Source organism: Synechococcus sp. BS55D (assembly GCF_004332415.1).
GTDB lineage: Bacteria > Cyanobacteriota > Cyanobacteriia > PCC-6307 > Cyanobiaceae > Synechococcus_C.
Genome location: NZ_PHQT01000003.1, coordinates 400327 through 419363, shown reverse-complemented (window position 1 = coordinate 419363; position 19037 = coordinate 400327). Strand labels below are relative to the sequence as shown.

25 protein-coding genes are annotated in these 19037 nt (G+C 62.5%); 11 read left to right on the top strand and 14 right to left on the bottom strand.

The annotated features are described in order from the left end of the window. Positions 1-57: 57 nt before the first annotated feature. Positions 58-561, bottom strand: a complete 504-nt coding sequence (locus CWE16_RS09205) for an SRPBCC family protein (RefSeq protein ID WP_131594820.1) — start codon at positions 559-561, stop codon at positions 58-60. 207 nt (positions 562-768) lie between these two features. Here CWE16_RS09205 and CWE16_RS09200 point away from each other — a divergent pair, with 207 nt between their 5' ends. The 7 genes from CWE16_RS09200 (at position 769) to CWE16_RS09170 (ending at position 7867) form a co-directional block, all read left to right on the top strand. Further along, positions 769-1938, top strand: coding sequence for a phycobilisome linker polypeptide (locus tag CWE16_RS09200; protein ID WP_131594818.1), 1170 nt, complete (start codon positions 769-771; stop codon positions 1936-1938). Between the two features lie 111 nt (positions 1939-2049). Then, positions 2050-3573: a glucose-6-phosphate dehydrogenase gene (gene zwf / locus CWE16_RS09195; protein WP_131594816.1), complete on the top strand. Its 1524-nt coding sequence runs from the start codon at positions 2050-2052 to the stop codon at positions 3571-3573. A gap of 39 nt (positions 3574-3612) precedes the next feature. Beyond that, entirely contained in the window at positions 3613-4896 is a 1284-nt protein-coding gene (locus CWE16_RS09190) for a glucose-6-phosphate dehydrogenase assembly protein OpcA (protein WP_131454362.1), read from the top strand. Positions 4897-4912: 16 nt separating this feature from the next. Continuing rightward, positions 4913-6292 (top strand): cobyrinate a,c-diamide synthase, encoded by a 1380-nt coding sequence (locus CWE16_RS09185; RefSeq protein ID WP_131594814.1) that lies wholly within the window; start codon positions 4913-4915, stop codon positions 6290-6292. Continuing rightward, positions 6241-6591 carry an acylphosphatase gene (locus CWE16_RS09180; RefSeq protein ID WP_131594812.1) on the top strand — a complete coding sequence of 117 codons (351 nt, stop codon included), beginning with the start codon at positions 6241-6243 and terminating at the stop codon, positions 6589-6591. Before CWE16_RS09185 ends, CWE16_RS09180 begins: the two co-directional genes overlap by 52 nt. Then, on the top strand, positions 6588-7181 hold the full coding sequence (locus CWE16_RS09175; protein ID WP_131594810.1) for a histidine phosphatase family protein: 594 nt from the start codon (positions 6588-6590) through the stop codon (positions 7179-7181). The genes CWE16_RS09180 and CWE16_RS09175 overlap by 4 nt, the downstream gene beginning before the upstream one ends. Beyond that, a complete protein-coding gene (locus tag CWE16_RS09170) occupies positions 7181-7867 on the top strand; it encodes a GAP family protein (protein WP_131594808.1) in 687 nt (228 codons plus the stop codon). Before CWE16_RS09175 ends, CWE16_RS09170 begins: the two co-directional genes overlap by 1 nt. Here the strand turns inward: CWE16_RS09170 and CWE16_RS09165 are convergent. From CWE16_RS09165 to folD, 4 genes are all read right to left on the bottom strand, one after another. Then, entirely contained in the window at positions 7854-9344 is a 1491-nt protein-coding gene (locus CWE16_RS09165; RefSeq protein WP_131594806.1) for an AAA family ATPase, read from the bottom strand. The two genes, CWE16_RS09170 and CWE16_RS09165, sit on opposite strands and share 14 nt — an antisense overlap. Then, positions 9341-9853, bottom strand: coding sequence for a divergent PAP2 family protein (locus tag CWE16_RS09160; RefSeq protein WP_131594804.1), 513 nt, complete (start codon positions 9851-9853; stop codon positions 9341-9343). The genes CWE16_RS09165 and CWE16_RS09160 overlap by 4 nt, the downstream gene beginning before the upstream one ends. After that, the gene (gene crtE, locus CWE16_RS09155; protein WP_131594802.1) at positions 9850-10803 is read right to left on the bottom strand and encodes a geranylgeranyl diphosphate synthase CrtE; all 954 of its coding nucleotides are present in this window, start codon (positions 10801-10803) and stop codon (positions 9850-9852) included. The genes CWE16_RS09160 and crtE overlap by 4 nt, the downstream gene beginning before the upstream one ends. A gap of 107 nt (positions 10804-10910) precedes the next feature. Beyond that, entirely contained in the window at positions 10911-11819 is a 909-nt protein-coding gene (gene folD / locus CWE16_RS09150; RefSeq protein WP_131594800.1) for a bifunctional methylenetetrahydrofolate dehydrogenase/methenyltetrahydrofolate cyclohydrolase FolD, read from the bottom strand. A 57-nt stretch (positions 11820-11876) separates the two neighbouring features. On the opposite strand from folD, the gene CWE16_RS09145 reads away from it, so the two are divergent. Beyond that, positions 11877-13994, top strand: a complete 2118-nt coding sequence (locus CWE16_RS09145; protein WP_201737985.1) for an HDIG domain-containing metalloprotein — start codon at positions 11877-11879, stop codon at positions 13992-13994. Here CWE16_RS09145 and CWE16_RS09140 read toward each other — a convergent pair. The 6 genes from CWE16_RS09140 to CWE16_RS09115 form a co-directional block, all read right to left on the bottom strand. Continuing rightward, positions 13982-14635, bottom strand: coding sequence for an RluA family pseudouridine synthase (locus tag CWE16_RS09140; RefSeq protein ID WP_330848550.1), 654 nt, complete (start codon positions 14633-14635; stop codon positions 13982-13984). The genes CWE16_RS09145 and CWE16_RS09140 overlap by 13 nt on opposite strands. 2 nt (positions 14636-14637) lie before the next feature. After that, positions 14638-15069 (bottom strand): hypothetical protein, encoded by a 432-nt coding sequence (locus CWE16_RS09135; RefSeq protein ID WP_131594798.1) that lies wholly within the window; start codon positions 15067-15069, stop codon positions 14638-14640. 56 nt (positions 15070-15125) lie between these two features. After that, positions 15126-15482 carry a hypothetical protein gene (locus tag CWE16_RS09130; protein ID WP_131594796.1) on the bottom strand — a complete coding sequence of 119 codons (357 nt, stop codon included), beginning with the start codon at positions 15480-15482 and terminating at the stop codon, positions 15126-15128. 31 nt (positions 15483-15513) lie between these two features. Further along, positions 15514-16002 carry a hypothetical protein gene (locus CWE16_RS09125; protein ID WP_131594794.1) on the bottom strand — a complete coding sequence of 163 codons (489 nt, stop codon included), beginning with the start codon at positions 16000-16002 and terminating at the stop codon, positions 15514-15516. Between the two features lie 79 nt (positions 16003-16081). Then, positions 16082-16393 carry an MTH1187 family thiamine-binding protein gene (locus tag CWE16_RS09120; RefSeq protein WP_131594792.1) on the bottom strand — a complete coding sequence of 104 codons (312 nt, stop codon included), beginning with the start codon at positions 16391-16393 and terminating at the stop codon, positions 16082-16084. A 19-nt stretch (positions 16394-16412) separates the two neighbouring features. Beyond that, on the bottom strand, positions 16413-16655 hold the full coding sequence (locus CWE16_RS09115; RefSeq protein WP_443081612.1) for a hypothetical protein: 243 nt from the start codon (positions 16653-16655) through the stop codon (positions 16413-16415). A gap of 89 nt (positions 16656-16744) precedes the next feature. Between CWE16_RS09115 and CWE16_RS09110 the strand changes: the two genes are divergently transcribed. After that, positions 16745-17176 (top strand): hypothetical protein, encoded by a 432-nt coding sequence (locus CWE16_RS09110; protein ID WP_131594790.1) that lies wholly within the window; start codon positions 16745-16747, stop codon positions 17174-17176. Positions 17177-17374: 198 nt separating this feature from the next. After that, positions 17375-17581 carry a hypothetical protein gene (locus CWE16_RS09105; protein WP_131594788.1) on the top strand — a complete coding sequence of 69 codons (207 nt, stop codon included), beginning with the start codon at positions 17375-17377 and terminating at the stop codon, positions 17579-17581. A gap of 2 nt (positions 17582-17583) precedes the next feature. Here CWE16_RS09105 and CWE16_RS09100 read toward each other — a convergent pair whose 3' ends face one another. The 3 genes from CWE16_RS09100 to CWE16_RS09095 form a co-directional block, all read right to left on the bottom strand. Then, the gene (locus CWE16_RS09100; protein ID WP_131594786.1) at positions 17584-17865 is read right to left on the bottom strand and encodes a 2Fe-2S iron-sulfur cluster-binding protein; all 282 of its coding nucleotides are present in this window, start codon (positions 17863-17865) and stop codon (positions 17584-17586) included. Positions 17866-17942: 77 nt separating this feature from the next. Continuing rightward, positions 17943-18104 carry a hypothetical protein gene (locus CWE16_RS12030; protein ID WP_161567583.1) on the bottom strand — a complete coding sequence of 54 codons (162 nt, stop codon included), beginning with the start codon at positions 18102-18104 and terminating at the stop codon, positions 17943-17945. Between the two features lie 117 nt (positions 18105-18221). After that, positions 18222-18467: a Nif11-like leader peptide family natural product precursor gene (locus CWE16_RS09095; protein WP_131594784.1), complete on the bottom strand. Its 246-nt coding sequence runs from the start codon at positions 18465-18467 to the stop codon at positions 18222-18224. Positions 18468-18587: 120 nt separating this feature from the next. On the opposite strand from CWE16_RS09095, the gene CWE16_RS09090 reads away from it, so the two are divergent. Next, the gene (locus CWE16_RS09090) at positions 18588-19028 is read left to right on the top strand and encodes a hypothetical protein (RefSeq protein WP_131594928.1); all 441 of its coding nucleotides are present in this window, start codon (positions 18588-18590) and stop codon (positions 19026-19028) included. Positions 19029-19037: the final 9 nt, after the last annotated feature.

Below are 19037 nucleotides of genomic sequence, written 5' to 3'. Positions count from 1 at the left end.
CCTTCACCTGACCATCGACCAATGGTTTAGGCGGGGCTTTTGACCAATCCAATCACTTCAGTTGTCGAACTGAATCCGTCGCTGGGCTTCCCGTTCCACGGCAAGAAGATTGGCTGAAAGATCGCTCCGCAGCCGTTGCTCAATCAGGGCCACAGGCATACCAAGACATCCCTGAACCGTGAGGTCATAAAGAAGTGAGGTGCCGTCGGGCAAGGCCTGAAGACGCCAGGAACCTTCAAAACGACGGAAATCGCCCTTTAGCATCCGAAATTGCAGCAGCCCCTCGGGGCGATGCTCGACCAGTTCGAGCTGAACAGCTGCAGAAAATCGCAAACCCAGCAACTGCTGACTGCCCACCTGAGCGAGCTCAACGCGATTGCCTTGCCTTGCTTCAAGGGTGGAGCTGCTGAGATTGGGGACGAAGCTGCTCAAACGGTCGTAATCCGTGAGAACGGACCAGAGGAGATCGACACCAATTGGTGTGCGTAGCTGCACAGCGAGCCTGCGCACACCTTGGGGGAGGCGCTCCATGGTCTGCTCAATGGTTTGACGGCGCAGCATGGAATCCTCAACATCGCGGGCCCCGTTGCGCTGCAGCCGTGACAAATCCGTGAACGTCAACGACGAGTCCCCGCTGAGAAATCTGAAAGAGTCAATCGAATGATCTTAAGAAAAACACTCAGCAGCAGCGTGAAGCAGTCGGCAAATGTAACCAGAGATCTGCTGAGCACGCCTATGATCGCGCCGTTTCATGAGAAGGCAAAGTCCATGCGCGTCAGCACGGCTGGTTCAGGCGACTCCCAAGAACGCATGTTCACCGTGGTGGTGCTCGGCCTTCAGTCCGGTCGTCAGCGCCGTGCGGAACGGCGCTTCACCGTGGGATTCAGCCAGCTCCAGGCCACTGTTCAGCGCATTACATCGTCAGGCGGCAAAATCACAGCAGTGATCCCTGCCGATGCAGCCGATTCCGGATCGACGCCCGCCAGTACCGCCTCTCAGACGCCCTCTTCCTCTGCTCCTGTGACTGCTTCCGCTCCCAAGCCTGCCCATGCAGCCGTTCCGGTCAACCTCTACAAACCGAAAACTCCCTTCATCGGCACTGTGACCGAGAACTACAGCCTGCTGGATGAGGGTGCGATCGGACGCGTGCAGCACATCACCTTTGACCTGAGTGGCGGCGACCCCCATCTGAATTACGTCGAAGGCCAAAGCATCGGCATCATTCCCGATGGTGAAGATGCCAACGGCAAGCCCCATAAGCTCCGCCTTTATTCGATCGCCAGCACGCGCCATGGCGACGACTATCACGACAACACCGTCTCGCTCTGCGTACGCCAACTGCAATACGAGAAAGACGGAGAGACCATCAACGGCGTCTGCTCGACCTTCCTCTGTGACATCGAGCCCGGCACCAAAGTGAAGATCACTGGCCCCGTCGGCAAGGAAATGCTTCTCCCCGAAGACGAGGAGGCCAACGTGATCATGCTGGCCACGGGCACCGGTATTGCTCCGATGCGCACCTACCTACGCCGCATGTTTGAGCCCAAGGAGCGCGAGCTCAACAACTGGCACTTCCGTGGCAAGGCCTGGCTGTTCATGGGTGCTCCCAAAACCCCGAACCTTCTCTACGACGCTGATTTCGAGCACTACCAGAGCCAGTTCCCCGACAACTTCCGCTACACCAAGGCCATCAGCCGCGAGCAGCAGAACAGCAAGGGTGGCCGCATGTACATCCAGGATCGGGTGCTCGAACACGCCGAAGAGATCTTCGCGATGATTGAAAATCCCAAGACCCACGTGTACATGTGCGGACTTCGGGGCATGGAGCCCGGCATTGATGAAGCGATGAGTGCCGCAGCTGCCGCCAAAGGGCTCGACTGGTCGGAATTGCGTCCCCAGCTCAAGAAAGCTGATCGTTGGCACGTCGAAACCTATTGATCCGCTCAGCCCGCCTCCCGGCGGGCTTTTTTTCAAAACCATGGCGGGATGTTCTGGAGCACTGCCAGGACTGCAATTCCTGGTTAAACCTCTGGCAGAACTCTCCGTGCCATGAGCGCAACGATCACGAATCCACTGCGGGTCGGCCTGCGGCAGGAACGGGTCATCGCCCCGCAATGTCTGGTCATCTTCGGTGCCAGTGGGGATCTGACCCATCGCAAACTGGTTCCGGCTCTGTTCGAACTGTTCCAGCAGCGTCGCCTGCCGAGTGAATTCGCCCTGCTCGGTTGCGCACGCCGCCCCTGGAGCGATGAAGAGTTTCGCCAGAAGATGGCCGAGGCCATGGGCGAAACAGTCCGTGAAAACCGCCTGGCCTGGGAGCAGTTCTCGGCCGGAATGTTTTACGAGCCAGTGGATCTTCAGCAACCTGAAGACCTGGTGAAGCTCGGGCGCCGCCTCGAGGAGATCGACCGTCTTCGCGCGACCCGTAGCAATCGGACCTTCTACCTTTCGGTCTCACCCAAGTTTTACGGCAGTGGCTGCCGCGCCCTTGCCGATGCCGGTCTGCTGAAAGATCCGGCAAGGAGCCGGGTCGTGATCGAGAAACCCTTTGGCCGCGACTACAGCAGCGCCCAAGCGCTCAACAAGGTGGTGCAGGCCTGCGGACAGGAAAACCAGATCTTCCGCATTGACCACTACCTGGGCAAGGAAACGGTGCAGAACATCATGGTTCTGCGTTTCGCTAACACAATTTTCGAGCCGATCTGGAATCGTAACTACATCTCAAGCGTGCAGATCACCGCTGCCGAAACTGTCGGGGTGGAAGAGCGGGCCGGTTACTACGAAACCTCGGGAGCCCTGCGCGACATGGTGCAGAACCATCTGACCCAGATGCTCGCGATCACCGCCATGGAGACCCCCGGTCGCTTCGATCCAGAAGCGATCCGCAGCGAAAAAGCAAAAGTGCTGCAAGCTGCCCGCCTGGCTGACGAACTCGAGCCCTGGAATTGCTGCATCCGCGGCCAATACGGCCCAGGTGGCACAGCCACATCACCCTTGGCCGGTTACCGACAGGAACCGGGTGTGGATCCGAACAGCACCACGGAGACCTATGTGGCGATGAAGCTGTTCATCGACAACTGGCGCTGGCAAGGGGTTCCCTTCTATGTACGCACCGGCAAGCGGCTGGCCAAGCGCCTCAGCGAGGTGGTGCTGACATTTCGTGAGGCGCCAGTGCATCTCTTCGATGCGGCAGGTGGAAGCCCGACCGCCAACCAGCTGATCCTGCGGATTCAACCCGATGAGGGTGCGGAATTTCGTTTTGAGGTGAAATCGCCCGGATCCGGCATGCGCAGTCGGCCGGTCGAAATGGAGTTCTCCTATGACGAATCCTTCGGCGAGCCCTCAGACGAGGGCTACGTGCGGCTGCTGGCTGACGCCATGCTGAGCGACCCCACGCTCTTCACCCGCAGCGATGAGGTGGAAGCGGCCTGGCGGCTTTACACGCCGTTGCTTGAACTGATTGAAGACAGCCCCTGGCGGCTGCCGATCCACCCCTATGAATCCAGGACCTGGGGACCCGCCGCTGCCGATGCCCTACTGGCCCGTGACGGCCTCCTCTGGCGCCGCCCCTGACGTCGATCCCTTTCTCCATCCGTTATCCAAAGGCCCGTCATGTCTCCCCAGCTCACCCTGCAGACCCCGCTCGAACTCCCCCCCTCCGAGGTTCCCTCCTACCTGGAGCAACTCTGGTCGAAAGACCAGCCCGGCAGCACCGGTGCTCACACCTTCTGTCTGTTGATCTGGCAACCCGCCTGGGTGGAACAGCAGCTGGTACGCACCGGCCGACTCCCCGGCCCTGTCACCGGCGTGCAGCGTGACGAGCTGATCGCTGCCGCACGGCAGGCGGTGGTGGATGGAGATCTCGCCCTAAGCACTCCCCCGCTCACACCAACCGTTGCGGACTCTCTGGCCCGACTCGAAGGTCAAAGCAACAGCGAGGATTTGCGTGGACAGCACGTGGATCCGGCGGTCAGTGCCCTACGGCCCCGTCGCCTCATCACCCTCGCCCCAAGCCTTGATGGAGGACGCGAGCTCGAAACACTGGTGGCGGCCTACTGCCCGCTGCCGGAGGAAGGCGGTGGCACCGCCGCCTGTGGAGATGTTGTGGTGCTACGCGGGGGCCATGACGCCCTCAGCCGCGGCTTGGGCATTCTGCAACCGCTTCTGCCTGAAGAACTGCCCTCATGGGTGTGGTGGAACGGCAACCTTGATGAGGCACCCGAGCTGCTCCAGCAACTGGCGATCGGCCCCCGGCGCCTGATCATCGACTCCGCCCTGGGCTCCCCCCAACACTGCCTCGAGCTGCTCTCCAGCCGAATCGAAGCCCGACAAGCGGTGAATGATCTCAACTGGCTGCGACTAAGAAGCTGGCGCGAAACCCTGGCCATGGTCTTCGATCCGCCCCAGCGTCGTGACGCTCTCAGCCATGTGGTGCAAATCGATCTCGATGTAGAGGGCGAGCATCCCGTTCAGGGTTTACTGCTCGCCTCCTGGGTGGCCGATCGCCTGGGCTGGCTCCTGAAAGGGTCCCAGCGCACGGAAGACCACGGCATCAGCGCCGAATTCCAGCGGCCGGATGGCATCAGCGTGCAGATGCGGATCGCGCCAGTACCCATGGGACAACCAAGCATCCACCCCGGACAGATCGTTGGGTTGCGGCTGATCTGCAAGCCCGAGACCCGGCCGGCAGTCTGCGTGATTCTCTGCGCTGAATCAGGAGGCTGCATGCGCCTCGAGGCTGGGGGTATGGCCAGCATGGAACTGCTGGAGGAGGTGGTGCCAGTACAGAACAATCCGGTTGAAGCCGATGTGGCCCGCCTGCTCGAGGGCGGACACGACACCACAAACCCCTTGCTCGCCGCCGCCGCTCCTCTAGCTGCCAAGCTGCTGAGCTGAGCCGCATTGCCGCTGCATGGCCTGTCTAATCGCCGCGCCATCCAGCGGCAGTGGCAAGACCCTGCTCACGCTCAGCCTGATCGCCTGGGCCCGCCAGCAGGGGCAGAGTATTCAACCGTTCAAGGTAGGGCCTGACTATCTGGACCCACAGCTGCTGACAGCTGCATCGGGGCGCCCCTGTCGCAACCTGGATCTGAGCCTCTGCGGTGAGGACTGGGTACGAGGCAGCTTCCTCCGTCATGGCAGCACGGCTGATCTGGCGGTGGTGGAAGGGGTCATGGGCCTCTTCGATGGCATCGGTCCAAGCAGTGATGGCAGCAGCGCAGCTGTTGCAGCCGCTCTCCAGCTCCCGGTGGTCCTCGTTGTGGATGCCAGCGGACAAGCCCAATCACTCGCTGCCCTGGTGCGCGGATTTCAACAACACGACCCCTCTCTGCGACTGGCTGGGGTCGTGCTCAACCGAGTCAGTAGTCCCCGCCATCGAGAACTGCTCGATGCGGTACTCGATGGCATTGAGGTGCCCCTGCTAGGGAGCCTGCCCCGCAATCTGAGCCTGGAACTGCCCAGTCGGCATCTCGGACTCGCACCAGCCCACGAACTGGAACGACTTGAAGGTCGCCTTGAGGCCTGGGCATCCCTAGCCCAGGAACATCTCGACCTGGGGGCCCTTCTGCCGCTGCTGCAGCCCCCCTCGAGCCGTGTTCCTCCACTCGAATCGCTCAATGCAGCGCCGCCCAACGGCACCAGCCGCTCGCTGCTTCCAGTGGCTGTGGCCCAGGACGCCGCTTTCCATTTCCGCTATCCGGAGATGCAGGAAAGCCTTGAGGCCCTAGGGATGCCAGTGCTGTCCTGGAGCCCACTAGCTGACGAAGCGATTCCGGAGGAAGCGACAGGCCTGATTCTTCCCGGTGGGTTCCCGGAGCAGCACGCCGCAGCCCTAAGCGAATGCCAACAAAGTCTGACCGCCCTGCGCCACTGGTTCAGACAACGACCGCTCTATGCGGAATGCGGCGGGATGTTGCTGCTCGGGCAAACACTCACCGACCTGGAAGGCAGGGCACACCCCATGGCCGGAGTTCTGCCCTTCGGAGCGCGCCGCGGCAATCTGCAGGTGGGTTACCGACAGCTGACCGCCACTGCAGACAGTCTGCTTCTACGGAAGGGAGAACGCTATGTAGGCCACGAGTTTCACCGCTGGTCACTGGAGACTGTGGGCAAGGAAGAAAGCCTGTGGCAGGTTGAAGGCTGGAGATCGCAGCGCCGGGAGGAGGGATGGAATCTGAACAACGTTCACGCCAGTTGGGTCCACCTCCATTGGGGCGGCTGCTCGACGATCTCATGCCGATGGCGCGCCGCGCTCGAAGCCGGGGCAACGGCGAGAGCAGGCGCTTCCTAAAACGCCAACCGCCACGCTCCTCCCCCCTGCAGGAACGCTGGCGACTGATGGTGGATGGAGATGTGCAGGGCGTCGGATTCCGCAGCAGCTGCTGCAGGCGAGCCACGGAACTGGGGCTGAGTGGATGGGTGCGAAACCTCAGCAATGGCCGAGTGGAGGTGCAGGCCGAGGGGAACCCCATGACCCTCAATGAACTGCGCCTCTGGTGTGAACGAGGCCCTAGCGCCGCCAATGTGCGCATGGTGCGGCTGAGTCACCTACCCATCACAGGTGACGACTGGTTTGAGGTGAGACCATGACGGCAGACCGCCAAATCTGGTTGCTGCGCCATGGCGCTACGGAATGGGCCAAAAACGGACGCCACACCGGCAGCACCGACCTTCCCCTGCTTCCTGAGGGCGAGGAGGAAGCACGTCGGCTGGCACCGGTGCTGAAGGCACAGCCCTTCGCAGCAGCCTTCACATCACCCTTGCAACGCGCCCGTCGCACCTGTGAACTGGGCGGCCTCGGGGAGCAAGCCCAGGTGATGGATGAACTCCTGGAGTGGGACTACGGCGACTACGAGGGCATCACCACGCCGGAGATCCGCAAGACGGTGCCGGGTTGGACGGTCTGGAGCCATGGTTGCCCCAACGGGGAGGATGGCGAGGCCGTGCAGAGACGCTGCGAAATCGCCATCCAACGCGCCCTGGAGGTCTCCGGACCAGGGGATGTGGCGCTGTTCGCTCATGGACACCTGCTGCGGGCGCTGGCGGGAACCTGGCTGGGTCTGGGTGCTGTGGGCGGCAGCTTGTTGAAGCTCGGTACAGGAAGCATCTGCGTGCTGGGATTCGAGCGCGAAAACCGTGCGATCGTTCGCTGGAATGCTCCGGCCGACGGCCGGTTCTAATGAGCGAAACCACTCTCTGGGCGGAACTGCTGGCCTACGGCACGGGCATCGGTCTCTCGCCCGTTCACATTGCCGTTCTGCTGCTCCTGTTGCTGGGCCCCCAGCCCCTACGCCGCGGCGGCTGGTTTGTGGCGGGCTGGGTGGTCACCACAATGCTCACCGCAACACTGCTGGTGACCGTGGGTCACACCCTTGTGCTTGATATGAGCCATGGATCCCACCACCGCACGGGCCTCGATCTGGCGGCGGGCGGAGCTCTGATCGCCATTGGCGGTCGAGAGCTCCTGCACTCCCTTTCAGAGGGAGCAGAACCGCCCAGTTGGACCGCCAGCATCGATCGCTTCGTTGCCATGCCTCTGCCCCTGTTGCTGCTGCTGGGCTCCGTTGGAGAGGTGGCAAGCCCTGATGATCTTGTGCTGTTCGCCAAATCCGCCTCTGTGGTGTTGGCAGCCCAAGCACCCACCTGGCAGGAATTGGTCGCGCTGCTGGCTTTCACCCTCGGGGCAAGCCTGCTGCTGCTCGCCCCCCTGGTGGCCGTGATGATTGGCCGAGAGAAGGTCGTGCCCTGGCTGGAACAAGGAAAACAGATCCTTTTCGCCCGCAGTGGCCTGGTGGTCGGCGGCGTCAGCCTTGGCCTGGGGATCTACCTGGGCTGGCAGGGGGTGAGTGGTCTCAGGCTGATCTGAGCGCCTCCTGCCAACGCAGCTGCGACTCTCGACTGGCGCTGGACCGTCCAACCATCCAGACCCCATGGCGGGCCCTGCTAACGGCCACATACACCAACTGACGTCGCAGAGACAGGTCTTGGGACCAGAAGACGTCATCGGCCACAAAAACCTCCCCGAAGCTGCTGCCCTGACTGCGATGGACCGTCAGAACGGCCGCAGGTCCGAGGGAAGCGAAGGCATCGCGGATCAGAAAGAAACGCCGCCAAAGCGCTCGGCCATCCCGCTTGCCGGCATCCCTGGCCTGCACGCGCAGGCGCTGCAACAGGCGATCGAGCAATTGGCGTGCTTCCGAACCCACCGGTGGCAACAGCCTCAGGCTGAGCTCAAGCTCACCACAGCGCACCCGCGCCATCAGGGTGTCGATCACAGGAACCCCAAGCCCGGCAAGGGCCAGCTGCCCATCGCCCCGAAGATCCGCATCGCTGAGCCCGAACTCAGTGAGATCGCAGCGCTCAGGGGTCACATCCTCCACCACCAGTTCGCGATTGGAGCCCAGCACGAGATCAGGCTCTTCGCCCGTCTCCGCCCCGTCCCTCGAGGCGGGCGCCATCACAGCGGTGCGGGTGATCAATACCTCTCCGGGCAACACCGGCATCTGATCAGCCAGATCTCCATGAATCGCTCGGCGGGCATGGGGAACCAGCTGCTCCAGGCTGCGGTTGGTCCAGCAGAGAATCCTTGCTGCATCAGGGTTGTCCGTGATTGAGGCCTGCCGCAACGCGTCCTGGGCCCGGGCCAGCCACTGGCTGCGATCCAACGCCGCCACAGTGCCCTGGGGAGAGCGCAAAGGTGGCAGCAACGGCGGGCGATCACAGGCAATCCGGCCATCGCGAAGGCAACTCGCCAGCTGAAGCACCGGACCTTGGTGGCGCACCACCTCCGTGAGACTTGTGGTGCAAGCACGGCCCATGGCGAACACAGGACTTTCCATTTCACCGACAGGGGGCAACTGGGCCGGATCACCGACAAACACCAACCGCGTTTTGAATGGATGGGCGCACTGCAAGGCGATGGACAACAGCGAGCTGTCGACCATCGAGGCCTCATCGATCAAGACCAGAGCCAGATGCTCCAGGGCCATCGCCGTCTGCTCAGTCGGCTCACAGAGCTCGCGATCACCCTGACGACGGAGCTTGAGCCGTAACAGACGGTGAATGGTGGAGGGATACCAGGTGGGCTGAAGCCCCTCGAGGTTGAGCGCCTGACGCAGGACGCCAACCGCCTTATGGGTAGGGGCGACCACGGTCCAGCAGAGTCCTGCGGCATCCACCTGCCTGAGCAAGCGCATCGAGAGAAACGTCTTGCCGCTACCCGCATAGCCGCTAAGCACGAAGGGGACCCCGGACTCGGAGCCTGAAAGCCAACGGCTGAAGGCCTCTGCCGCTTGCCGCTGATCGCCTGTGAGATCAGCACTGGATGCTGGCAAGCGATTCACCCCAGGGCCTGAAGAAGCCCCTGGGCCAGATGCCAGGGGGAGCCGAACAACGCGAGACCTGGAAGAGCGATCGCCGGACCGAGCACGCTGCCGACGAACACCTCAAGCCTGGAATGCCCCAGGGTCTCCTTCAGAGGTTTCTCGGGGGGGGACGACCAACTGGATGCGGGAAGCGCATTCACCCGTGCAGCCGTGAAGCCTGCGGCCCGCCGGATCCCACTGGCGTCGTACATCACCACAAAGGCGACGGTCGCGGCCAGCGCGAACACAGGATCAGCGAACCCCAGCTGCCAACCCACACCAGCCGCGGTACCGGTCACCAGCGCGGAATGACTGGAGGGCATCCCCCCCGTCTCGATCAAAACGGCCGGTCGCCAACGACGATGCAGGAGTAGCTCAATGAACAACTTGGAGAACTGAGCGAGGCCACAGGCCGCGAGTCCCCAGGCCAGTACAGCATTGTCGAGAAGCGAGAGGCTTGCTGGAGCCGTGACATCAGCCAGGATCATCGGTCGCGTCCGATCACGTAATCAGCCAGAGCCAGTAGAGGTGCTGCCTTGGCCAGCCCTCCACCATCTCCCTTGAAGAGAGACAGAGACGCCTTGGCTTCCTCCACCAGCGCTCTGGCCCTGGCCCTGGACTCCTCGAGTCCCAGCAGCTTTGGGTAGGTCGTCTTGTCGGCGATCAGATCCTTGCCAGCCGTTTTTCCGAGCACATCACTGCTGGCGGTCACATCAAGAATGTCATCAACGATCTGGAAGGCCAGGCCAATCCCACGGGCATAGGTACCGAGGGAAGCGATGCGGGTGGCATCGGCTCCGGCAATCAAGGCACCGGTGATCACGCAGGCCTTGAGCAGGGCGCCCGTCTTATGAAGATGGATGTATTCGAGGGTCTCGAGATCCACGTCCTTCCCCTCACTCTCCAGGTCCACCACCTGGCCCCCCACCAGTCCAGGGGCTCCTGCCACAAGAGAGAGTTCAGCCACCACCTTGATCAGGCGTTCCGCTGGCACTCCAGGACTGCGCAGAGCGACCATCTCAAAGGCACGGGTGAGCAAGGCATCGCCCGCGAGGATCGCCACCGCTTCGCCATAGACCTTGTGGTTCGTGGGGCGACCACGCCGCAAATCATCGTTATCCATGGCGGGGAGATCGTCATGGATCAGCGACATGGTGTGGATCATCTCCAGGGCCACAGCCGTCGGCATGGCCAGCGCCGGATCACCACCAGCGAGTTCACAGGCCGCCAAGCAGAGAATCGGCCGCAAGCGCTTCCCACCGGCCAGCAGCGAGTAGCGCATCGCCTCACGGAGCGACTCCGGTCGTTCAGGTCCCAGAGCTGCGTCTAGAGCAGCTTCCACCTCGGACTTGCGAGCCGCGAGGTAGGAATTGAAATCAAAGTCCTCGGGTGCTCCCGCCGGCCGGGCGTTATCGGAACTGGTCACCGCGGCGGTCATGGAACATCAAGCGTTGGCCGGATTCTCTCAGGCCGGAGGGCGAAGCTCTCCCGTGGCGACACAGAACAGCAGGCTGGTTAAACAACAGGCCGTTGAAGGATCGGGCTTCAGACCACCAGATCGCCCAGGTCGTGGTCGAGTCCATGGCGATGGCACCAAGCCACCACTGTGTTGACCAAAAGCATCGCGACCGTCATCGGTCCGACACCTCCAGGCACCGGCGAGAGGGCTGACACGAGGTCCTCGATCTCCTCAGCCCTCACATCACCGCAGAGTTTCGCCTTGGCGCCCTCGGGAGCATCGGGCGGCAGCGGCAGGCGATGAATTCCTACATCAACGACAACCGCTCCTGGGGAGACATGCTCCGCTCCGATCATGCGGGGACGGCCGGCGGCCACCACCAACACCTCCGCCTCCTGGGTGACGCGCTCCAACTCGCGAGTCCGGGAATGGGCGACGGTAACGGTGGCATTGGCCGCCTGAAGCATCAACGCCATGGGCTGACCGACCAGGATGCTGCGCCCCACCACAACGGCCCGACGGCCCTCGAGCGGCAACGCATGACGCCGAAGAAGGGCCATCACCCCAGCGGGTGTGCAGCTGCGGGGTCCGGGTTCTCCCTTGAGCAGTCGCCCCAGATTGAAGGTGTGCAAGCCATCGGCGTCCTTATCAGGATCGATGGCAGCAATGAGAGGACCCTCGTCGAGGTGAGCAGGCAGGGGGAGCTGAAGAAGAATCCCATCCACCCGCTCGTCAGCATTGAGGGAATTGATCGTGTCTAAAACCTGCTGCTGGGTTGAGCTGGCGGGTAGATGCGCCCCATAGCTGGCGATGCCGATGCGGCTACAGGCTTTTTCCTTGTTGGCGACGTAGACACCACTGGCGGGGTCATCACCGACCCGCAGCACGGCGAGACCCGGTGGACGCCCAGCCGACTTGCTGCAGCGTTCAACAGCAGCATGCAGCCTCTCTTCGATTTCTGCAGCAAGCTGCCTGCCATCCAGCTTCAGGGCCATCACCGGGTCAGCACCTCACCCCAGCATGCCCGCCCGATAGAGCTAGCGTGCAAAAGGATGCCCTCGGCTGTGATTCGCCTCCATCGCCTCGGTCAGCTCTGGCAGAGCTGGTTGCGCAGCGAGTCGCCCACTCGCCCCGTGCTGCGCTGGCGCAACCATCAAAAAGCAGGGCTTCTTCTTGTCTGCCTCCTCGTGGCGCTGGTCTCCAGCTGGCCGTGGCTCGTGGAACCAAACCTGCGCCCCGGTCTGCCAGCCCCCTTCGATGCCGTCGCCCCCAAAAGTGCTCGGGTCGTGGATAGCGAAGCCCTGGAACAGCGCCGTTCCAGCCTGGTGCCACGCACATTCGTGCAGGTGATCGACCTCGAGGAAACCAAGCGGCTTCGGGAACGCCTGGAGCGGCAGCTGGCCGAATTGGAACGGGTGGCACGCAGTGATGACGCCGAGCGCATCGGACCCGTCAACCTGAGCGAACCTGAACAGGCCTGGCTGACAGGCCGTAGCCAAGGGGAACGCCGCCAATGGGATATGGCCCTCAGGCGTGCGGCTGACCGCATGCTCAGCCAGGGATTGGTGAACACCCTGGCGGTAGAACAGTTGCGCAAAGCGGCCTCCCTGCAGCTCACGACCCTTGGAGACGCAAAGGATCCAAGGAAAACACTCGGAAGCAAGCTGCTAGCAACCACCTTCCAGGGCTCGAGCAACCTGCGCACGGATCCAGGACGCAGTCAGCGCTTGATCGAGAAGCTGATCACCAATCAGGGGATTCCCACCATCGAGGTCACCCGGGGGGATCTGATCACCCGCAAGGGAGAACCCATCAGCCCCCAGGCCTATGACGTGCTCGATTACTTCGGCCTTGTGAATCGCAGCCCCCGTCTGGGGGTGTGGATGTTGCGATTCACAGAAGCCTTAGCCGGTTGTGGAGTGATGGTGCTGATCATGCGCCGGGAGCGTCCCTGCCTGGAGGCATCCCATGCCCTTCTGGCCCTCGGGCTGCTTCTGATCGTGCAAGCGGCGAAGCTTTGGTTCGGAGCTGCCGTCAGCCCTCTTGCGGTGATCGTGCCGCCAACCCTGCTGCTTGCCCAGGGGTTAGGAACCAGCTGTGGCCTGGCCTGGCTGGCGATCGCCAGCCTGCTGTGGCCCCTGCCGGTGAATGGTCTCGGTGAGGGGCGCCTGATGATCGCCGCCGCCATCGCCGCCGTGGCGGCACTTCAGGCCGGACGCCTTCGCAGCCGCGCCCAGTTGCTGCAGCTAGCGGTGCTTCTACCGCTGACGGCTCTGCTGGTCGAATGGCTGTTATTGCGCAGTCAGATCAATGCGGGCATGAGTGCCTGGACGCGCCTCGCCCCCAATGCCGGAGAGCTGGCTTCTGAGGCCCTGCTGATGGGACTGCTGCTCATGGGGGCGATCCTGCTGATTCCACTGCTGGAAAGCTCCTTCGGACTGCTCACTCGCGCCCGTCTGATGGAGTTGGCCGATCAGGAGCTTCCCCTGCTGCGACGCCTTTCCTCTGAGGCTCCAGGCACCTTCGAGCACACGCTGATGATCTGCAGCCTGGCGGAGGGAGGAGCCCGTGCGATCGGAGCCGATGTCGATCTCATTCGCACCGGCGCCCTGTATCACGATGTCGGCAAGTTGCATGCCCCTGACTGGTTCATCGAAAACCAGACACAGGTCGGCGAGAACCCCCACGACCGACTCAATGACCCCCTCGCCAGTGCCGGAGTCCTCCAGGCCCATGTCGACGAGGGGCTGAAGCTGGCCCGCCGCTATCGCTTGCCTCGACCAGTGGCCGACTTCATCCCTGAGCATCAGGGAACCCTCAAGATGGGCTATTTCCTTCACAAAGCACGGGAGCTCGACCCCAAGGTGCCCGAGGGACGTTTCCGCTATCGCGGCCCCACACCGCGCTCGCGGGAAACAGGAATTTTGATGTTGGCCGATGGCTGCGAAGCAGCCTTGCGCTCCCTTCCTCCAGACACCAGCGATCTCCAGGCGCGGGAGACCGTGCGGCGCATTGTCGAATCACGCCTCCGCGATGGTCAGCTGCGGTCCAGCAGCCTCACGCGCGCGGAAGTCGAGCTGCTGGTGCGGGCATTCGTGCAGGTCTGGAGGCGGATGCGCCATCGCCGCATTCCCTATCCGATTCCGGCCTACAAGGGCTATCCAGCCTGAGCTGGGAGTGCGAAGGGCACCGGCGAATGAACCCTCAGTCGCCTGCCGCTGAACGGATGCCGAAAGGCCAGCGCCAGAGCATGCAGATGCAGGCGGGTGACCGCAAGCCCAGAGGGCTGAGCACCGGATGCATAAATCGGATCGCCGAGGATCGGCAAACCAAGCCCCGCGAGATGGGCCCGCAGCTGATGGGAGCGACCGGTCAGGGGCCGCAGCCAGAGCCTGCTGCAGCGATCACCCTGAGCGGCCCAGCGCCAGCAGGTCAGGGACCGGCGACCGCCGGGGTGGTTGCCATAACGGGGCGGTCGCCGCTCAAGACGAGCCAGGGGCTGATCGATGCGACCGCTCAGCGTTGCCGGCGCACCGCAGACATCGGCGACGTAAAGCTTCTGAACAGCCCTCTGGGCGAAAAGCGCACTGAGCCGGCGCAGGGCTTCCGGAGAGCGGGCCAACACCAGCAGACCGGAGGTGTCCCGATCCAAACGATGCACGAGCTGAAGCGAAGGTTCAGCCACTTGCAAACGGCTGCTCAGGGAGTCGGCCTGCGCCGGCCCGAGCCCTGGCTGGCTGAGAAGCCCGGCTGGTTTGACCACAACCATCAGGTGGATGTCGGAGAAGAGGACCGGGATCGCTTGAATCAACTTCAGAGCAGGCTTCCGCTCCCGCGAAAGCCAGCGCGCAGGCTCTGACGACGATGCTCAGGCCTGCACCAATAGAGCAGAGCCAGCAAGTTGAGAAGAGCGAGCACCAGGGAAAGCGCTCCTAGGCGAACCGCATCAGCGCCGAGGGAGATCAGCGCGAGGCGCACGATGCCGTAAGGCAGCGATGCAGCCAAGGCCATCGAAAGGGCAACGATGGCCACGATCACCCCCCAGCGGCGGCGTGCGATCAGACCGGCACAGGCAACGATGCCCACAACAGCAGCCGGCCAGGCCAGGCCAAAGGCCACGCTGAGATTGGCCGCACGCAAGTCAGGAGAGGTGATGGCGATCCACCCGATCAGGGGAAGGGCCAACACATTGCCGGCGAGTCCGAGCCAGGTCATCAGCCAGTAGCCACGAAGGCTGGAATCCATCGGAGACCGCAGCACAAACGAGTCATCACCGTAGGCAATCACGTTCAGCCGTCCTGCTAAGGAGTGTTCTCGTCTGTGGTGTTTCCCTCTGGGGTGTCGTCATCGACAGAGTCGTCTGCTGAGGCCTCTAGAACGGTTTCAAGGGTGGCGAGCAGCAGAGCCATCGCCTCCTCTCGCAGAAGCGGGGAATCCACCACCAGATCGAGCCAGCCATGACAAAGGGCCTCGATCTCCTGAAGCAACGGGCCGGCGGCTTGAAGGGCCTCCATCACCTGAGCGGAGCCCTCTGCATCCAGCTCCACCCCATCGACGACCACATAGCGCCGACCGTCCTCTCCGACGTAGGTGAGATGCCCCTCAGCATCGAGAGTGGGACCGGTCAGCGGCGTGACGGGATCGTCTTGGTCCTCCATCCGCCCTCTCCCGGAACACCTCACTCCTGGATTAGCGCCGGATCAGTCGTTCGGCACAGAAACGACGGAAGAGATGCTCCACCTCATCGGCAGGAAGACCCTGCACCAGTCGTGCTTCCACCTCATCACGATGCTGGCTGTGGTGGTAGAGGCGCAGTTCCTGCAACGCCCCAGGAGCCTGCCGACGCACCTGGGCGATCGCGGCGGTGAGCTGATCATCCGGTAGCAGAGGGCCCTGACGGCAATGCTGCATAACGTGGGCAGATTCATGGGCGAGCACCGTCCAGATCTGAGCCGGATCATTGGCGAGATTGTTGGCACAGAGCAGCAAGGCATTACGGCCGGCATGAAAGGCTCCAAGCAGCGCCGACGGGCAGTCCTTCGCCACCAGTGTCTGGGTGCCCGCTTGTCGCAGAAGCCCGGCAAAGCGTCCAATCCGATCCCAACTTTCAGCCCTGCCCTGCAGGGGAGCAGCCGCCGACACCCCCACGAACAGCACAAGCCACGCCAACCGCCCCATCACTCATTAGTCGCAGTCCTAGTCCCATTGGACCCATGGCAACTCCAGGGTGTCTCCCTTGCACCGAAGTTCTACGGATTCAGGCCGGTCGGACTGAACGGCTAGCGATCACGCTGTCCACCTTGTCGCGGAATGACTGCTGACGATCAACCCGGGTATTGACTTTGAGCGTGGTGTAAATCCGCGGGGCGCCAAGGTGATGCACGGCTTTATGACAGGCCTGTACGCAGGCGAAGACAGCCTCCCACTCCCCCTCAATCGCCGTACCGTTCGGCCCGAGCTCAAAGTCCAGCCCCGTCGCCTCGATCACCTGCTGACAGGCAGCCACATAGGGCGCGAGCGAGACACCGACACCCAGCGGCACCACACACAGATCAACACTGACCCACATGATCGATCGGCGAAACCGATCAAGGTCTAGCGCCTCGAAGGCAACTGAGCGGATAACCGACGGTGCGCCAGGCCCCGGAGCGGGTCCGCACCTCTAGAGCGATTCCCCTCTGGCCGACACCAAAGGCCATCCCCTGACCAGTGCACCAGCTCTGGGCCGCCGCCTCCGCCGCCTCCCTGGAGTCATAGGGAGTGTCCAAAACGGGATGAGGGCTGCCATCAAGGGCGACCAATCGATACATGCAGCGCCCCGACTCCGGCACGGTCCAGATCAAAAACTGTCTCCATCGTCGCACTGTTGGCGCTGGACTGCCAGGGGTGATGCTGGGCAGGCGTCGCCCCTCCCAGCCCGATGCCCAGCTCCAGCCTGCAGCAAGCCTTCGCACAGCTGATGCAGTCGGCCCCTTCAGCCCTGTTTCCAAAGGCACGCCGCCTCTACCTCAATAAGTTCCCCCTCGACGGGCGGGACAGCACCAGCGCGCTGCGCCTCTTTGTGGCGAACGAGCAGGTGGAGGAACAGATCGAGACGGCCAGCGACAACGCCACGGATCGCAGCGCAGTGCTGACGATCCGCCCCCTCAAGCTGGCGCTGGTGCACTGGCTCCAAGCAGAGCCCGCCAGCGATGCAGCCATGGAGAACTACTTCAGAAGCCACTGGCAACTGGACGCACCCGCCTTAGAGGCCCAGGCGGAAGCGTGGTTCCGCGAAGGAGGCCATCAGAGCCTGTTCACGGCTCCTGAGGGCTTGATCTGGGAGCGCCGCTCGTCACTCCCGGCCACTTGAGATCAGACACCTGGGGCCTGCAGCGTTGCCTCGCATCAGGTTGTCCCACAGCCCATCACCCGAGCCGGATCGCACCATGTTTTTGAGCGGTCGGTTGTTCAAACTTTCTCGAAGGGAAAAAGCGCAGGAAAACGAAAGAGCACGCTGAGCGGATGCTTGGCAGCGCTAGCCAGGGAATGAGTCTCAATGAGAACAGCCATGTTGGTCCCCCGTATCGAACGCTTCGTGCTGCGCAGCCCCAAAGCCGGCACCTACTTCAGAGTGAACGAGATCGATCAGGGGATCGAGCGCGTCGCGACACCCGAATCTGCTTGGACCTTTCACAGCCATGAAGGAGCCGTCACCCATGCCCTACTCATGGCTCAGGTGCTGGGTGAGACCCCCGACGTGGTGATGATCCGCTGAACTCAGAGCTCGTCTTCGACGTCAGTCTTGACCGTGCAATCGCTGAGGGGATAACTCACACACAACAGGGCATACCCCTTGGCGATCTGATCGTCATCGAGAAAGCTCTGATCCGATTGATCGACACTGCCGCTGATGATCTTGCCGGCGCAGGTGCTGCAGGCACCGGCACGGCAGGAATAGGGCAGATCGATGCCTTGCTCTTCAGCGGCATCAAGGATGTACTGGTCATCAGCACAGCTGAAGCTGGAACCACCTTCAATCGCGATGGTGAACGAAGCCATGACAAACCAGGGAGGTCAGAACCTTCATAGGGAAAGGAACTGAACCTGCCTTGCCTGGTGAGCATCTGCTGACAAGGTCAGCGCTGACCCACGAGATCGTCCCAGGACAGATAAGCCTCAGCAGACATCACCTCAGCCACTTCATCCTGACGGAGAAGGGTCAACGACTCCTTGTCGAGGCAGCGATCCCAGCCCGTGTTTGCAACTTCGGTGGGAGCCCAATCCTTCCAGAACGTCATTCCACTACAACGTCAACCTCTGGCTAGCTTCAGGGCAAAGAGGCCGTGGCTGCCGTGTCCAGCAATACTGATTGGTGGTAAGGGGTGGCACCCAAGCCATCAGCAGGGCCTGGACTATCACCCCTGAATGAAGTGGCGCAAGCGACGAGCCTCCTGGGCGACCCGCTCCTGCAACTGTTGCTGAGACAAGCGCGACTCCTCCCGCTGCTGGGCGGAGAGAATATCCGCCTCACCAACCTCCAAACCCCGAGCTGCGGCCAGTTCACAGAGCTCTTGCACCCCCAAGGGCTGAGCAAGCTGAGCAGCGAGCTGGGCGTCCTCAACCCGCAAGGCCAACAGACGATCCAGATCTTCGAGGGACATCAGCAGCGACGTTCGACCCGCCAGGTCTATCGCATCTGCTGATCGAGCGGACCGCTGCTAAGACGTTTTTAGACCGTGGATGACGTGATGTTGATCCGCCAGCATGCTCCGCTCGTTGGAATGCTCGCCATTGGCCTGACCACAACCCTGATCGGGAGCAGCGTGAAGGCCGCCTGCTCCTTTCTGCCTCCCGTAGGGGGCGACGGGAGCAGCGACATCGTCAAAAAGCGCGTGGGCAAACCCAAACTTCTTGGCCGCACCAACTGGAACACCGACTTTGCCGTGAACGGCGTTTACCGCAGCTACAAGCTGTTTTTCACGGCCGATTCCACGGCCAGTGGCACCTATCCGGTGGAGGCCTATCTGAAATTCACCGACGGAAGCAACTTGCGGGTGGTGCAGGAGTCGATGACGCCGCCGATCGGAACCGGCCGCATGTTTGGCCCCTTCAGCGCCCCTGATGGGAAAACGGTGAGCCAGATCAACTTCAAAATCGGAACGGGAAGCGATCCGGATTCCACCGGCTTCAGCTACCGGATCTCCGTTCAGGGCTGCAACTGAGATCACCAG